We start from the raw sequence: 15,446 nt of genomic DNA, 5'->3' as shown, positions 1-15,446 counted from the left end.
AGGCGCTCGCGGCGTGTCCGTGAGCATCGCTCGGCCCTGAGCCCCCACTCCGCGGCTCAGCCGACGAGGCGCGCCGCTCCGGCCGCCGCCGAGGCCTCGGGGAACACCCCGGGGAAGAGCGGGCCCGCCTCCGGTCGGACGTCCCGCTCGGCGTAGGCGCCGCGCAGCCGTTCGAAGATGCGCTGGCTCTCGGCGGCGAGGGCTCCGAGATCGACGCCCGGGATCGTCCCGTCGACCACGACCGGGCGACCCGCGACCATGCTGAACCTGACGTCGCGCCCCGACCCCGCGAGGACCAGCGCCCGCAGCGGATCGTCGATCGGCCCGGCGCGGAACTCGTCGAGCCCGAACGCGACGAGGTCGGCGCTCGCCCCGGGCGAGATCCGCCCGAGATCGGGCCGGCCGAGCGCCCGCGCGCCGCCGAGCGTCGCCGCCGTCACGTACTCCGCCAGCAGGCCGCGCGACAGGTCGCCGTGCTGGGCTTTCGCCAGCTGCACGCCGGCGTCGATGCCGCGGACGAGGTCGGGCGGGAACGAGTCGGTGCCGAGGGCGATGTTCACGCCCGCCTCGAGGTACTGCGAGAGCCGTTCCAGGAGGAACGCGTAGCGGGCGTTCGTCAACGGGCAGTGCACGATGCTGGCCCCTGCCGCGGCGAGCGCCGCGAGGTCGCCGCGGTCCTCGCCCGCGACCTCGGGGTGCACGTCGAGGTAGACGCCGTGCGCGAGGATGAGGCGCTCGCCGAGCAGCCCGGCGCGCTCGATGAGCCCGAGCGGCGTGGCGCCGCTGGCGCGGGCGATCAGCTCGCGCTCGGCGTGGTCCTGGAACGCGTGCACCCGGACTCGAACACCGCGCTCCGCGGCGATCCGGCCGGTCTCCCGGAGCAGGTCCTCGCGGAGCGTCTCGATCCGGCAGGGGGCGAGGATGCCGGTGACGAGCGGGTCGCCGAGCTGCTCGACGGTGTCGAGGAACCGCACCGCCTCGGCGAGGCCGCGCCGGCCGAGCTCGTCCTCCCAGTGGATGCCCGGGCGCCCGTCGGCTTCGGTGACGTGCACGCCCGAGCGGTAGCTCGGGCCGAGGAACGCCCGCAGGCCGAGCTCGGAGGCGGTCCGCGCGAGGTCGAGCAGATCGTCGTGCGTCTCGGCCCAGGCGGAGTGCACCTCGGCGGCGATCGGCGCGAAGCTCGTGATGCCGTGCAGCGCGAGCTGCACGAGCGCGGCGCGGCGCATGATCGAGCGGTCCTCCGCGGACAGCACCTCCCGGCGGCCGGCGCGGGCGTACTCGCCGGACCAGCCGAGCCGCTGCTCGTGGGCGGCATCGCCCCAGGCGTCGAGCTGCAGGTGGTCGAGGTCGGCGAGCGCGTCCAGGTCGATGAATCCGGGGAGAAGCACGCTCCGGCCGAGCGGGAACCGTTCGTCGACCGCGACGTCGAACACGGGATCAGCCGCCGGGCCGACCACCGCGATGCGGCCGTCCTCGACGAGGACGGCGCCGTCCCGGAGCTGTGCGAAGCCGCCCTCGTGCTCGACGACGATCCACTCGGCGGTGATCAGCGCGCGTCGGGCGCTCACGAGGCGAGCCGTTCGCGCCGGACGGGCTTCCAGCCGGGCCGGGGCACGGCGGCACGCAGCGCGCGGGTGTACGGGTGCACCGGGTCGGCGAGGAGCTCGGCCGTGCGGCCCTGGTCGACGACCCGGCCCTGCTCCATCACGATCATCCGCTCGGAGATCTGGTTCACGACCGCCAGGTCGTGGGAGATGAACAGGTAGCTCACCTCGCGGGAGGCGCGGATGTCGGCGAGCAGGTTCAGGATCTGCGCCTGGATCGAGACGTCGAGCGCGGCGACGGCCTCGTCGAGCACGATCACGGCGGGGTCGGCCGCGAGCGCCCGGGCGATCGCGACGCGCTGCCGCTGCCCGCCGGAGAGCTGGTGCGGATGCTTCTCGGCGAAGCGATCGTCGAGGCCGACGCGGTCGAGGATGTCGAGCGCCCGCGTGCGCACGTCGCGCCTGGTCGCGGAGGCTCCGGCATGGAGGCCGACGCTCGTCGCCACGATGTCGCCGACGCGCTGCCTGGCGTTCAGCGAGGAGTACGGGTCCTGGAAGACGTACTGCACCTCGCTCGCCCAACGGCGGCGGTCGGCGAGCCGGCGGGCGCCCCGCGCGCGGGACTCGCCCCGGACCTCGATCTCCCCCTCGGTGAGCGTCTCGAGCCCGACCAGCATCCGCGCGACCGTCGTCTTGCCGGAGCCGGACTCGCCGACGATCGCGAGGCACTCGTTCGGGTACAGCTCGAACGAGACGTCGTCCACGGCGATCACCGGATCGCCTTTCGTGGGGCCCGGGTACACCTTGCGGAGCCCCCGTGCGGCGACGATCGGCTCGTCCGTCGTCCGCGTCGCCGCGTGGTGGTCGTTGCCGGTCATGATGCCTCCGTCTTCAGCAGTTCGTGGGCAGCCCGGTCGTAGCGGAGCACCGGGAGCCGTTCCACCCGGTGGTCGATGCTCGGCCGGGCGCCGAGCAGTTCGATCGTGTAGGGGTGCGTCGGCGCGTCGTAGACGTGCGCCCCCTGTTCGACGATCTCGCCCGCGTACATCACCGCGAGCCGGTCGCAGCATGCCGCGGCGAGCTCGAGGTCGTGGGTGATGAAGAGGAGGGCGAGGCCGCGTGCGCGACGCTGCTCGTCGAGGATCGCCATGACGTCGGACTGCGCGGTGACGTCGAGGGCGGTGGTCGGCTCGTCGGCGAGGATGAGCTTCGGCTCGGCGAGGAGCACGCTCGCGATCATCACCCGCTGCAGCAGTCCCCCGGAGAGCTCGTGGGGGTACTGGCGCAGTCGGTGCTCCGGGTTGCGCACGCCGACCTCGTCGAGCAGCGCGACGGCCCGGCGCTCGGCCGTCCGCCGGTCGACGCCGCGGTCGCGGACGAGCGCCTCGGTGAGGAAGTCGCCGACCCGGTGCACGGGGTTCACGTGGGCGCGCGGGTCCTGGAAGATCATCCCCACGTCGCGTTGCCGGTAGCGGCGCAGTGCCTGGGCGTTCATCCGCGGGACGGAGGCCCCGTCGAAGAGGATCTCACCACTCACCCGGAACGCGGGATCGAGCATGCGGGTGATCGCGCGGGTCGTGAGCGACTTGCCGGAGCCGGACTCGCCGACGAGGCCGAGCGCCTCCCCAGCTCCGATCTCGAGGCTCACGCCGTTCAGCAGGGTCTGCTCGCCGTCGCGGAGGCGCAAGGTGGCGCGCACGTCGTCGAGTCGCAGCAGGTGGTCGGTCATCGCATGCTCCGTGCGCTCGAGGTGAGGCGGTCGCCGATGACGGTGACGCACCAGACGATCAGGACGATCAGGCTGCCGGCGGCGATCGCCTCGGTCGGCTGGCCACGCAGCACCGAGTCGAATCCGCTCTTCACCATGAGGCCGAGGTCCGCGGTCGGCGGTTGCACGCCGAGGCCGAGGAAGGAGACCGCGGCCAAGTCGATCACGGCGAAGCCGAGCGAGGACACCGCCTGGGCGACGACGATCGGCTGCACGTTCGGCAGGATCTGGGTGAACGTGATGCCCGGTCCGGACTGCCCCTGCAGCCACGCCGCCGCGACGTAGGGCATGTTGCGCTCCCGCAGCGCGGCACCGCGCACGACCCGCGCCACGTACGGCACGTAGGCGATCGCGAGCCCGCAGACGACGGTGATGAGGCTCGGCCCCCAGATCGCGACGGCGATGAGGCCGAACACGATCCCCGGGACGGCGAAGAGCACGTCGAGCAACCAGCTGATCGCCGTGTCGATGCGGCCGCCGCGCCACGCGGCGAGCAGGGCGAGCAGCGTGCCGACGACGGTCGCGATCAGGATGACGAGTCCGGGTCCGGCGAGCGTGATCCGCGCGCCCCAGATGAGCCGGGACAGGATGTCGCGGCCGAGGGCGTCGGTCCCGAGGGGGTGCGCGATGGTCGGTCCGGACAGCGAGGCGAGCAGATCGGGGAAGTCGGGGTCGTACGGCGCGACCACGGGAGCGAACGCCGCTGCGAGCGCGATGACGAGCAGCAGGCCCGCGGCGATGCAGCCGATGACGCCGAGTCGGCCGCCGGTCGTTCGGAGCAGGCCGGCGGTGCGGCGCGATCCGACCGCCCTGGCGACGGCCAGGCTGGTGGTGGACGGGGTGGTCATTTCCGGCTCCCGAGGACGATGCGCGGATCGATGAAGGTGTACAGGACGTCGACGACCGCGTTGACGAGGACGAACGCGACGACGAGCACGAGGATGACCGCCTGCACGACCGCGAAGTCCCGCTGCAGGATGGCCCGGACGAGGAGGGAGCCGAGGCCGTCGAGCGCGAACACGTTCTCGACGACCACGGCGCCGGCGATGAGGGTCGCGATCGTGAGGCCGAGGACCGTGACGATCGGGACGAGCGAGTTGCGGAGCACGTGGTGGCGGACGATGTACCCCGGCGCCAGGCCCCGGACCGTCGCCGTCTGCACGTGCTCCCGCCCCCGCTCTTCGAGCACAGAGGCGCGGGTGATCCGGGCGAGGTACGCCGCGCTCGCGACCGACAGCGCGACCGCGGGCAGGGCGAGGTGGACGAGGGTGTCCATCCCACCGCCGCCGGAGCCGAACGTCGGGAACCAGCCGAGACCGACGGCGAAGACGCTGATGAGGGCGACGCCGATGACGAACGACGGCGTCGAGAGCCCGATCGCCGCGAGCGTGGAGGTCAGCTGATCGCTCCAGCCGCCGCGCAGTGCGGCGAAGGTGCCCGCCGCGATGCCGACGACCGCGATCAGCAGCGCGGCCATCGCGACGAGCGCGAGCGTCGTGCCGATCCGGCCGGAGATGAGCGCGGAGACATCCTGCCGGTAGACGATCGAGTAGCCGAGATCACCGCGCAGGAGGTCTCCGAGCCAGGCGACGTACCGCACGAAGAACGGGTCGTTCAGGTGATACTGCGCCGTGACCGCGGCGATCTGCTCCGTGGTGCCGCCGCGCGGACCGAGGATGAACGCGAGCGGACTGCCGGGGGCCAGGTAGAGCAGCCCGAAGACGATGAACGAGGTGACGAGGAGCACGAGCAGCAGGCCGCCCGTGCGCCGCGCCAGGTAGGCGCCGAAGGACATCCGGCTACTCCACCCCGCCGATCGTGGCCGCCCACGGCGCGTAGAGGTACGCGAACGAGGCGGTCGCCCCGGAGATGCGGTCGTTCTGCACGAGGGTCACCGGCTCGTAGGCGAGCGGGATCCACGGCAGCTGCTCGGTGATGATCTGCTGCGCCTCGATCACCGACGCCGCCCGCGCGGCGTCGTCGGTCTCCGCGCGGGCGGCGAAGAGCTGCTCGTCGGCGAGGTCCCAGCCGGTGTAGTTGTGGCTGTCGGTGCTGGCGAAGAACTGGTAGACGTCGAGCGCGTCGGCGAAGCTGCCGTAGTTCGTCGTGAAGAAGCCGTCGATGCCCTCGCGGGCGGCCGGGTCGAAGTAGAGGTTGCCGAACTGCTCGACGGGGATCACCTTCGTCTGGATGTCGAGGCCGATCGCCTGCCCTGCGGCCTGGATGACGTTCGCCGTCTGCTCGTGCACGGCCGAGCTGCCCTGCACGGCGAGCACGATCGGGGCCGCGGTGCCGGCCTCCGCGACGAGCGCCTTCGCCTGCTCGAGGTCGGGCTCGGCCGAGAACTCGCCGAACGCCTCCTCGAAGGCCTCGCGCTCGTAGCCCCAGTAGTCCGGACCGGCGAGGGTGGTCGCGGGGATGCCGGCCCCCTGGAACACGACCTTGGTGAGCGCCGCACGGTCGATCGCGAGCGACAGCGCCTGACGGATCCGTTCGTCGCCGAGGCCACCGTCGAAGTTCGTCGTGGTCATCGTCCAGAACACGAGGGACTTGCCGTAGGTGGTGGTCACCTCGTCGCTCTGCTCGAGCTGGGTGAGACCGGCGGGCGGCAGGTAGAAGAACTGCCCGTCGACGTCACCGGTGCGCAGGGCGTTCACCGCGGTCGACTCATCGGCGATGAAGCTGAACTCGAGCCCCGCGGCCTTCGGCACCATCGCATGGTCCCAGTAGCCAGGGTTCGCGGCGAGTTCGATGCTCTTGCCGGAGTTCCAGGCGGCGAGCGAGAACGGGCCGGTGCACTGGAGTCCGCCGTCCGGTGTGCCGAAGGCGTCGCCGGCCGCCTCCGCCGCGGCCTTCGAGACGATCGCGCCGGCGGCGGTCGCCATCGCCTGGGTGAAGAGCACGTCGGGCTGGGTGAGCTTCACCGTGACCTCGTTCGCCGCGGTGGCGGTGATGGAGGCGACGTTCTGGAAGTAGCTCGCGAAGTAACTCGTCGTCGTGTCCCCCGTCTGCCGCTGCAGCGAGTACACGACGTCCTCGGCGGTGAGCGGGCTGCCGTCCCAGAAGGCGACCCCGTCACGCAGGGTGTACACGATCGTCGTGTCGTCGGGCTGCTCGACCGACGCGGCAAGGCCCGGCTCGGTGCTGAGGTCGGGCTTCATCCGGACCAGGCTGTCGCAGAGGTTCGCGACGACGGTGTTCTCGGCGTAGTTGAAGGTGTACATCGGGTCGAGGGACATCGGCTCGTAGGGCAGGTTCCACTTCACGAGCTCGACGGCCTGCGTGCCGGGCTCGGTGGTGGTGGCGAGGTTCGTGAGGTCGACCGAGAGGCCGCCCTCCTCGCCGGCGGGTTGGGCGGTGCACGCGGTGAGCGCGAGGCCGGCGACGGCCAGGACGGCCGTCGCGACGGTGATGCGGCGTCGGGACACGGGGAACTCCTTCGTCGGTGTGTCGGACTGTCTGGGTGAGCGGATGCGCGGGATGGCGCCGGAGGCCGTTGAGCGGATCAGCGACCGGGGACGGGGCGGCCGTCGCGGAGCGCGGCGGCCGGGGCGGGACGGTCGACCACGATCTGGGCGAGCGATTCGCCGGGGAACTCGAGGCGGGTGGGCGAGTCGCGTTGGACGGGAAGCGAGATCTCGGGGATGCCGAGGAGGCGCCCGCCGTCGATCGAGGCGGCGCGGTAGCAGCGCTCGAGCTCGGCGTCGGTCATGGCGCCCGTCCGGTAGGCGAGGAGGTGGGCGCGATCGACCATGCTGCCGGTGCCGAACGGGGTCCAGGAGTCCCGGACGCCGTCGGAGCCGAGGGCGAGCTGCACACCGTGCCGGTCGAGGAGCCCGGGGTCGAGCACGGGGTCGTCGCCGAGCGCGCACGTCGTGACCCAGATCCCCGCCTCGGCGATGCGGTCGAGCGTCTCGCCGAGCCGGGGCTCGGAGGCGTCCGCGAGGGCGAACGCGTGGCTGACGGTGACCCGGCCCTGCATGCCCGCGGCGAGCGTCCGCTCCGCGATCTCGCGGATCTGGGCCAGGCCGGGTTCGCCGCCGTCGTGCAGGTGGAGATCGATGTCCCGACCGCTGCGCGCGGCGAGCCCGAAGACCGCATCGAGATGGCCGGCGACGTCGCCCTCCAGGCCGAGCGGGTCGATGCCGCCGACGAGATCGGCTCCGGCGCCGAGGGCGGCGGCCATGACCGCTTCGGTGCCCGGGTTGGTGAGGAGACCGAACTGCGGGAAGGCGACGATCTGGACCGTGAGCCACGGCGCGAGCCGGTCGGCCGCCGCACGCACGCCCTCGACGTTGCGCAGTCCGAGCTCGCTCGAGACGTCGACGTGGGCGCGCATCGCGAGCGTGCCGCTCGCGAGGGCGGACTGCAGGAGGGCGTGCGCCCGTTCCTCCACGCTGCGCGTGTAGCCGCGCTGGGTGGCCAGGTCATTGGCGATGAACTCCGAGAGATCGGCCGCCGCCGCCCGCGACATCCATGCGCCGCCCCAACTGGACTTGTCGGGATGGATGTGGGCGTCGACCAGCCCGGCAGCGACGACGGGGCCGTGGTCGCTGGGCTGATCGGCTCGTGGCGAGTGGGTCGTGACCGGTGCGGACATCCGTGCTGAACTCCTTCGTTCTCACCGGATCGGCGCGTGGCGTCCACCCGGGTGATTTGTCAGATGTATGATAACCATACATTCGCGAAGAAAGAGAATGGAATCGTGGAACCCATCCAGCGCCGCTCGCTCGTCGACACGGTCGTCGACCGCCTGCACACCGAGATCACCTCCGGCTCCTGGCCCGTCGGCTCACGCATCCCGACCGAGGCCGAGCTCACCGAGCAGCTCGGCGTCAGCCGTCCCTCCGTACGCGAGGCGGTGCGCTCGATCGTGCAGCTCGGGCTGCTCGAGACGCGGCAGGGAGACGGCACCTATGTCGTCGCCGACGACCCCACCGAGGTCGCCCTCCGGCGCACGATCGACGTCGCCGACGCCCGGGAGGTGCTCACCGTTCGACGGGCGCTCGACGTGCTCGCCGCACGAGAAGCAGCGACGAACCACGACGCGGTCGACCTCGCCGTGCTCCGCGATGCGCTCGCCGGCCGGCGGGCGGCGATCCGCGCCCAAGACGCCGAGGCCTTCGCCGACCACGACGTCGCGTTCCACCTGGGGGTCGCCGCGGCATCCCACAACCGCCTGCTCGTCGGGCTCTACACGAGCTTCGACGCCTCCCTCCGGCACTCGGTCGCCTCGAATTCCTGCCTCTCCAACAACTCCGACCCGAACACCGCGGACCTGCACGAGGCGCTCTTCCGGGCGATCGAACGCGCCGACGTCGACGCGGCCTCCGCCGCGGCGGTCGGCGTGCTCGATCAGAGCGAGCAGTCGCTCGATGGTTGAACGGCGCGCCGGACTCGGCGCGCCGCTCGCCGCCGGGGCGCTCGTCGTCGGCATCGGGCTCTCGGTGCGCTCGCCGATCACGAGCGTGTCCGCCCTGCTGCCCGAGCTCGAGCACGACTTCGCGCTGGGCTCCACCGGTGCCGCCTGGCTCAGCGCCGTCCCGGTGCTGCTGTTCGGCCTCGCCGCTCCGATCGCTCCCCCGCTCGCCCGGCGACTCGGCGCCGCCCGGGCCGCGGCCCTCCTGCTCGCGGCCCTCACTGTCGCGATGCTGCTGCGCCCGCTCGGCCCGGCACCCCTGCTCGCGGGCACCGTCGTGGTCGGGGCGGCGATCTCCCTGCTCGGCATCCTGACGCCGCAGCTCGTCCGCACCCACCTCGACCGGCGGCACGGGCTCTGGTCCGGCGTCTACACGGCGGCCTTCGGCGCGAGCGCCGCGCTCGGCGCCTCACTCGCGGTCCCGCTCCTGGCGGCGGTCGGCGGCGACTCCGGAATCGCGATCGGACTCTGGGGGCTGCCGGTCGCGGCGGCCGCCGTGCTCGCCTGCACCGTGTCGGGGCGTCTCACGCGGGCGGCGTCGGCGCTCCCGCGACCGGTCGCCACGAGCAGCACGGGCTCGATCCTGCGCGCACCGCGGATGTGGTCGGTCACCGGGTTCTTCGCCAGCCAGGCCCTCATCTACTTCGCCTTGACGGCATGGCTGCCAACGATCGCGATCGACCGCGGCCTCGCCCCCTCCCAGGCCGGCCTGCTGCTCGCCTGGATGAGCCTCGCCGGAATCCCCGCGGCGCTGCTCGCCCCCACGATCGCGGCCGGCTTCCGCACGCAGTCCGGCGTGATCGCGGTCGTCTCCGGGCTCTCGGCCGCCGGCGTGCTCGGGCTCGCGTTCTCGCCCATCGTCGTCGCCCCGCTCTTCGTCGCCGTGCTCGGGGTGGCGCAGAGCGCCGCGTTCGGCCTCGCGGTGGGACTGATCGTCTCCCGCGCACCGGACCTCGCCCGCACCTCGGCGTTCTCCGCCGTCGCCCAGGGAGTCGGCTACGCGGTCGCGGCGCTCGGCCCGCTGCTGCTGGGGATGCTGTCCTCGGCCGGCGTGCCCTGGACCCCGCTCGTCGGCGGACTCGTGCTCGTCGTCGGCGCCCAGTTCGCCTTCGGCCTCGTCGCCGGGCGCCCCGTCCCGCGCGCCGCACTCGCGAACGGCGGCGTTCCCACCGCCACCCCCCACCAGGCCACCACGAGGAGGTCCAGCCGATGAGGCTCACCGATGTCCGCCCCTGGGGCGGCCCGTCCGCCGACGTCACCATCGATGACGGCCGGATCGTCGCGATCGCACCGCACGACCGCCGACGTCCTCGCCGGGACGACGACGTCGAGGGTCGTGGACGACTGCTGCTGCCCGCGTTCAGCGATGTGCACGTGCACCTCGACTCCACTCGGATCGGCCTGCCCTTCCGCCCGCACTCCGGCGGACCGGGCGTCTGGGAGATGATGCTGAACGACCGGCGAAACTGGCGCGACGCCGAGGTGCCGCTGCCCGAGCGGGTTGCCGGCACCCTGGAGCGCATGATCGCCCACGGCACCACGCGTGTGCGCAGCTACGCGCAGGTCGACGTCGACTGCGGGCTGGAGCGCTTCGACGCCGTCCACGCCGCCGCCGAACGATACCGAGAGGCCGCCGAGGTCCGGATCATCGCCTTCCCCCAGGCGGGACTGCTGCGCGAGCCCGGCTCGGTCGAGATCCTCGAGGAGGCGCTGCGCGCCGGCGCCGATGTGGTCGGCGGCATCGACCCCAGCCAGCTCGACCGCGATCCGGCGAAGCACCTCGATCTCGTGTTCGGGCTCGCGGAGAAGTACCAGGTCGAAATCGACATCCACCTGCACGAGCCCGGCGAGCTCGGTGTCTTCAGCACCGAACTCGTGCTCGAGCGCATCCGCGCGCTCGGCATGCAGGGGCTGGTCACGCTGTCGCACGCGTACGGCCTCGGCGACGTCTCCGAGGCAGTGACGCGGCGACTCGTCGACGAGATCGCGGAGCTCGACGTGGCGATGGCCACCGTCGCGCCGGCGGTGCGCACGCAGCTGCCGCTGCTCGCGCTCTCCGAGGCCGGCGTGCGCGTCGGACTCGGCGAGGACGGCCAGCGAGACTACTGGAGCCCGTACGGCAACTGCGACCTCCTCGACCGCACCTGGCAGCTCGCCTTCACCAACGGCTTCCGGCGCGACGAGCACGTCGAGCACTGCCTGGCGGTGGCAACGGCGGGCGGCGCGGCCGTGCTCGATCGCACGTCGCCCCGGCTCGCCGGGATCGCGGATCGGCCCGGTGTCGCCGTCGGCGACCCGGCCGAGCTCGTGCTCGTCGACGGCGAGACGCCGACGAGCGCGGTCATGGACCGCGGTCGCGACCGCACCGTCATCCATCGGGGCCGCGTCGTCGCCGACGGGCTCCAGCTCGTCGCAGGGGCGCTCGGATGAGCCGCCGACCCGGCGGCTCGGGGCGCGCCGCACCCCGGCGCTCCTTCGTCGGGGCCCTCACTGCGGCGGCCGCCCTCTGCCTCGCCGGCTGCGCCGCCCCGGCCCCGGCACCCACGACTCCCCCGCCCGCCGTCAGCGCTGCACCCACCGAGGAGGCCACCACCATGCCCGCGACCCCGACCATGCCGCCCGCCGAGGCGACCGCCCTGCTCGTGACGGCGACCGCCGCGGGCGACCTCGCCGAGGTGCAGCGCGCGCTCGAGCAGGGCGCCGATGCGAACGCCCGCGACGCCGACGCGCGCCCCGTGCTCGTCACGGCGACCCGCGCCGCGCGCGCGGACCTCGCCCGTGCGCTGCTCGAGGCGGGCGCCGACCCGAACGCGAAGGACGCGATCGAGGACTCCGCCTTCCTCTACGCCGGCGCTGAGGGGCTGAACGACATCCTCCGCCTCACCCTCGAGCACGGCGCGGACGTCGCGAGCACCAACCGCTACGGCGGCACCGCGCTCATCCCGGCGAGCGAGCACGCGCACGTCGAGACCGTGCGCATCCTGCTCGACGCGGGCGTGCCGGTGAACCACGTGAACCGGCTCGACTGGACCGCCCTGCACGAGGCGATCGTGCTCGGCTCAGGCGGCCCGGCGCACGTCGAGACCGTACGGCTGCTGCTCGCCGGCGGCGCCGACCCGGGCCTGCCCGACGGCGACGGCGTGCTGCCCCGCCGACTCGCGGAGCAGCGCGGCTTCACCGCGATCGTGGCGGAGATCGACGCGGCGGGCTGAGACCGCCGGGCCGAGTCCGGCGGGCCGCACCCGCCGGGCCGCACCCGGCGGCTGCGATCAGTCCCGCGGCGGCGCCGGCTTCGGGGCAGGCGGCGGAGGCATCCGTCGGACCTGCCCGAAGCGGCCCGCCACCCCCGCGAGCAGCAGCGGACGGGCGAGGACCCACCCGCCGATGAGCGCGAGCAGCGAGGCCGCGAAGATCGCGAAGCCGACCCAGTCGGTGGCGTCGCGCGAGGCGTACATGTGGTTGAGATTGCGCAGCGCCCCCGTCGCGAGCACGAGCACGACGTGCACGAACGTGAAGAGCAGGAAGAAGAGCATCACGGGGAAGTGCAGGGCCCGGGCGAGCCTCTCGGGGAACACTCGGGCGAGCCGCCCCTGCATCGGCCAGACCGGCGAGAGCCGGAGCCCGGTCAGCACCGCGAGCGGCGCCGCGACGAACACGATCGCGAAGTACGAGAGCACCTGGGCGTCGTTGTACGCGACCCAGGAGTTCTCGGCGGGCCAGTCGAGCGAGAGGTACTGGAGCACGACCGAGATCGAGTTGGGCACGACGTCCCAGCTCGTCGGCACGATGCGCAGCCACTGCCCCGTCGCGAAGAGCAGCACCACATAGACGAGGCCGTTCAGGACCCAGAGGACGTCGACGACGAGATGCAGCCAGACCGAGATGCCGAGGCGGCGCGGGGCGCCCTTCGTGCGGGGCCACCGCGTGTTGTCACGCGTCCAGAACGCCGGCGGACGAGCCTTCGACCGGATGATCAGGCCCGTGCGGATGAGCAGCACCAAGAAGAACGCGTTGAAGAAGTGCTGCCAGCCGAGCCAGGCGGGGATGCCGATCGGCGCGCCGTCAGGGAGCGGACTGTGGCCCGGGTAGCTCTCGACGAAGCCCTGGACCTCGGGCAGCGTCCGCAGCCAGCGGGCGAGCAGCACGGCGACGCCGAGGAGCACGATCATCGCGACCGCCACGATCGCCACGCGCTTCGGCGAACGGAGGTCGAACACGGAGCGCGGGGATGACGGCACGATACTCAGCGTGCCCAATCGACCTCGGCGGCGCAACTCGATGCGTCGCCGTCTTACCGAGCGGGCCGGGCGAGTCGCACCATCCCCGCCGCACCCAACAGGAAGGCCGGGATCCACCAGGCGCCGAGCACCGTCGGCAGCCAGTCGTCAGTGGCAGGTTCGGCGACCGCGCCGGAGGGGATCGGCGGCGGCGCCTCGTCCGGCACCCGTTCGGCGTGCACCAGCAGCCGATGCGTGTTGACGCCGATCGGGGTGCAGGTGAGCAGGGTCAGCAGGTCTTCGCCCGGCCGGCGCGCCAGGCTCGCCGTCTCGTCGGGACGCACCGTCTCGAGCGAGGTCACCCGGTAGCGGAGTCGGCGGTCGAGCACCTCGATCTCGATCACCTCGCCGGGCCGCGCCTCGTGCAGCGGGGTGAACAGCGCCGCGTAGGGGGCGCCCGTGTGGGCGGTCAGCACCGAATGCGTGCCGGCTCCCCCGACGGGGAGGCTGCTGCCCGGCAGGTGACCGGCCCCACGGCGCAGCACCTGCTCGTCGGCGCCGAGTTCGACCGGCAGGTCGATGCCGAGCCTCGGGACGGTGACGCGCGCCACCACGCCGCCGGCTCCCGCGTCGAGCTGATCGCGGTAGCGTTCCGGTCCGGCGTCGGTGTCGGCGACCGCGACGGAGTACGGGTCGCGCAGCGGACCATCCGGCAGCGCCCGGTTGTAGGCCTCCGCGGCGGCCAGCAGTTGCTCGGCGCGGCCGCTCTCGCGAAGCTCGGTCCCGCGCTCGACGTAGCCGGCGATGGCGCGATCGTGCCCGATCGTCGAGACCCAGTCGGCGGCGATCGGAAAGAGCAGCAGCGCGAGCCCGACGACGCCCCCCACCACGATCGCCACCGGCGCCGCGGTCCAGCGCCGACCGCCGCGCGACGGCCGGCCGGGAGGCTCCGGGCGGCGGCGCGCGGCGGGCGCCTCCGCCACCCGGAGGCCGGTCATGCGCTCATCCGCCGGCGCCGCCGCCGCCGAGCGATGGCGAGCGCGAGCGCCCCGCCGAACAGCAGCACGCCGCCTGCGATGATCGCGGCGGTGCCGGCGAGGCCGGTCGCAGGCAGCCGGAACCCGGCGTCGTGCGGGGCGTTCGCGACGGTGATGCTGACGACGGTCGGATCGTGGCTCGTCACCTCGACCCGGACGGGCGCGGCGAGCAGTTCGTAGCCGGCCGGTGCGCGCGTCTCGACGAGCCAGTAGCTCCGCCAGCGCGGATCACCCGGGTCGAGCTGCTCGCCGTCGGCGAAGTCGGAGTAGCGCAGGCCCTCGATGATGACGCGCCCGTCGTCGCCCGTGGTGAACTGGTCCGCCCCGCGGACGACGAGCGGATCGCGCCCCGCCCGAGCATCGTCCTCGCTGAGGTGCAGCCGGAAGACCGCCCCGGCGAGCGTTCGCGCCGGGTCGACGGCATCGACCTTCTCGACGACGAGGGCGCCCCACTTCGTCGTCACGGGCGGGGTGACGATCGGTCCGCCCGGTTCGCCCGGGCGGACGTCGAAGCTCGGCCGGTTCGGATACACCACGGCCTCGTTCTCGATCACGCCCGTCGCGGTCGCGCGCGCCGTGACCGTGACGAGCACGCGGGCCTCGCCCGCTCTCGCGGCGAGAACGGCGCGGCCGGCCTCGGTGAACTCGACCGTGACGGCGTTGCCCGCCGCGTCGAAGTGCACGGTGTAGTCCTCGGGCTGGGCGATGGCGGTGCCGTCCGTGAGCTCGACCGTCGTGCCGACGTGGGCGAGGCGGTCGTCCAGGGTGTCGACGACCTTGTAGCCGTCGATGATCTCGACGCGCGGGATGTCCGCCTCGATCGTGTAGACGATGTCGTCGCCCTCGACCACCGCCGACCCGTCGGTCACCGACTTCTCCGCTCCGGTGACGGCGTTCTTCGGGTAGACGTGCACGTCGTACCGCCAGGTGTCGCGGCGCTCGGCGTCGGTGAGCGGCAGGGTCACGAGGAACGGCGCCGCCCGGGTCACGCCCGCCGGTGCGCGGGTCTCGGTCACCAGGTACAGCCCGAGCGGGAGCGCGTCGAACACGGCATCGCCGGCGGCGTCCGTCACGGCGGTCCGGCCCGGTCGCTCGACGCGCGCCGCCGCGTCGTCCGCACTCAAGCGCGCGGCCTCCTGCCAGCCCTCGTTCGTGCGCAGGTCGATGCCGGCCACGCGTTCGACGGTGAATTCGACGTCGGCGAGCGGGGTGAGCCCGCTCGTGTCCTCCGGTCGGCCGTCGCCCGGCGACCCCGTGCGCTCCGGTTGCACGAACTTGTGCACGTTCAGCGTCGCGGTCGCGTCCGGGTCGATGTCGACGACCGGCGCCGCGTGGGCGGCGCTGCCGAACGCGAGGACCGCGGCGATCGCGCCGACGAGCGCGAGGGCGGCCGCGGACCGTCGTCTGCGGGTGGGCTTGGACATGGAGTGCTCCTTCTGGGTCGGTCTCGGGCGGTTGCTC

The 15,446-nt window shown here is 73.2% G+C and carries 14 protein-coding genes; 4 read left to right on the top strand and 10 right to left on the bottom strand.

All coding sequences use genetic code 11. The features are described from left to right. Nucleotides 1-56 precede the first annotated feature (56 nt). The 7 genes from MTP13_RS12540 to MTP13_RS12510 form a co-directional block, all read right to left on the bottom strand. Nucleotides 57-1,568 carry a chlorohydrolase family protein gene (locus MTP13_RS12540; RefSeq protein WP_243568081.1) on the bottom strand — a complete coding sequence of 504 codons (1,512 nt, stop codon included), beginning with the start codon at nucleotides 1,566-1,568 and terminating at the stop codon, nucleotides 57-59. After that, nucleotides 1,565-2,422, bottom strand: a complete 858-nt coding sequence (locus MTP13_RS12535) for an ABC transporter ATP-binding protein (RefSeq protein WP_243568080.1) — start codon at nucleotides 2,420-2,422, stop codon at nucleotides 1,565-1,567. Before MTP13_RS12535 ends, MTP13_RS12540 begins: the two co-directional genes overlap by 4 nt. After that, nucleotides 2,419-3,273 (bottom strand): ABC transporter ATP-binding protein, encoded by an 855-nt coding sequence (locus MTP13_RS12530; RefSeq protein WP_243568079.1) that lies wholly within the window; start codon nucleotides 3,271-3,273, stop codon nucleotides 2,419-2,421. Before MTP13_RS12530 ends, MTP13_RS12535 begins: the two co-directional genes overlap by 4 nt. Further along, the gene (locus tag MTP13_RS12525) at nucleotides 3,270-4,160 is read right to left on the bottom strand and encodes an ABC transporter permease (RefSeq protein WP_243568078.1); all 891 of its coding nucleotides are present in this window, start codon (nucleotides 4,158-4,160) and stop codon (nucleotides 3,270-3,272) included. The genes MTP13_RS12530 and MTP13_RS12525 overlap by 4 nt, the downstream gene beginning before the upstream one ends. Further along, nucleotides 4,157-5,107 carry an ABC transporter permease gene (locus MTP13_RS12520; protein ID WP_243568077.1) on the bottom strand — a complete coding sequence of 317 codons (951 nt, stop codon included), beginning with the start codon at nucleotides 5,105-5,107 and terminating at the stop codon, nucleotides 4,157-4,159. Before MTP13_RS12520 ends, MTP13_RS12525 begins: the two co-directional genes overlap by 4 nt. 4 nt (nucleotides 5,108-5,111) lie before the next feature. Next, a complete protein-coding gene (locus tag MTP13_RS12515; protein ID WP_243568076.1) occupies nucleotides 5,112-6,740 on the bottom strand; it encodes an ABC transporter substrate-binding protein in 1,629 nt (542 codons plus the stop codon). Nucleotides 6,741-6,817: 77 nt separating this feature from the next. After that, nucleotides 6,818-7,912 (bottom strand): amidohydrolase family protein, encoded by a 1,095-nt coding sequence (locus MTP13_RS12510; protein WP_243568075.1) that lies wholly within the window; start codon nucleotides 7,910-7,912, stop codon nucleotides 6,818-6,820. Nucleotides 7,913-8,017: 105 nt separating this feature from the next. Here MTP13_RS12510 and MTP13_RS12505 point away from each other — a divergent pair, with 105 nt between their 5' ends. The 4 genes from MTP13_RS12505 to MTP13_RS12490 are packed head-to-tail and all read left to right on the top strand — an operon-like array spanning nucleotide 8,018 to nucleotide 11,943. After that, a complete protein-coding gene (locus tag MTP13_RS12505; protein ID WP_243568074.1) occupies nucleotides 8,018-8,695 on the top strand; it encodes a FadR/GntR family transcriptional regulator in 678 nt (225 codons plus the stop codon). After that, nucleotides 8,688-9,944 carry an MFS transporter gene (locus MTP13_RS12500; protein ID WP_243568073.1) on the top strand — a complete coding sequence of 419 codons (1,257 nt, stop codon included), beginning with the start codon at nucleotides 8,688-8,690 and terminating at the stop codon, nucleotides 9,942-9,944. The genes MTP13_RS12505 and MTP13_RS12500 overlap by 8 nt, the downstream gene beginning before the upstream one ends. Beyond that, nucleotides 9,941-11,161: an amidohydrolase gene (locus MTP13_RS12495; RefSeq protein ID WP_243568072.1), complete on the top strand. Its 1,221-nt coding sequence runs from the start codon at nucleotides 9,941-9,943 to the stop codon at nucleotides 11,159-11,161. Before MTP13_RS12500 ends, MTP13_RS12495 begins: the two co-directional genes overlap by 4 nt. Then, a complete protein-coding gene (locus MTP13_RS12490; protein ID WP_243568071.1) occupies nucleotides 11,158-11,943 on the top strand; it encodes an ankyrin repeat domain-containing protein in 786 nt (261 codons plus the stop codon). Before MTP13_RS12495 ends, MTP13_RS12490 begins: the two co-directional genes overlap by 4 nt. Before the next feature lie 57 nt (nucleotides 11,944-12,000). Here MTP13_RS12490 and MTP13_RS12485 read toward each other — a convergent pair whose 3' ends face one another. From MTP13_RS12485 to MTP13_RS12475, 3 genes are read right to left on the bottom strand one after another with little or no spacing between them, the layout of a single operon-like run. Next, complete coding sequence (locus MTP13_RS12485; RefSeq protein WP_243568070.1) at nucleotides 12,001-12,969, bottom strand: cytochrome b/b6 domain-containing protein; 969 nt, start codon at nucleotides 12,967-12,969, stop codon at nucleotides 12,001-12,003. A gap of 53 nt (nucleotides 12,970-13,022) precedes the next feature. Then, the gene (locus tag MTP13_RS12480; protein WP_243568069.1) at nucleotides 13,023-13,946 is read right to left on the bottom strand and encodes a class C sortase; all 924 of its coding nucleotides are present in this window, start codon (nucleotides 13,944-13,946) and stop codon (nucleotides 13,023-13,025) included. Continuing rightward, nucleotides 13,943-15,409, bottom strand: a complete 1,467-nt coding sequence (locus tag MTP13_RS12475; protein ID WP_243568068.1) for a SpaH/EbpB family LPXTG-anchored major pilin — start codon at nucleotides 15,407-15,409, stop codon at nucleotides 13,943-13,945. Before MTP13_RS12475 ends, MTP13_RS12480 begins: the two co-directional genes overlap by 4 nt. Between the last annotated feature and the right edge of the window lie 37 nt (nucleotides 15,410-15,446).

The organism is Agromyces soli, assembly GCF_022811605.1.
In the GTDB taxonomy this organism is placed as follows: domain Bacteria; phylum Actinomycetota; class Actinomycetes; order Actinomycetales; family Microbacteriaceae; genus Agromyces; species Agromyces soli.
Note: the sequence above shows the minus strand (reverse complement) of the source record. Positions and strands in the feature narration are given on the sequence as shown.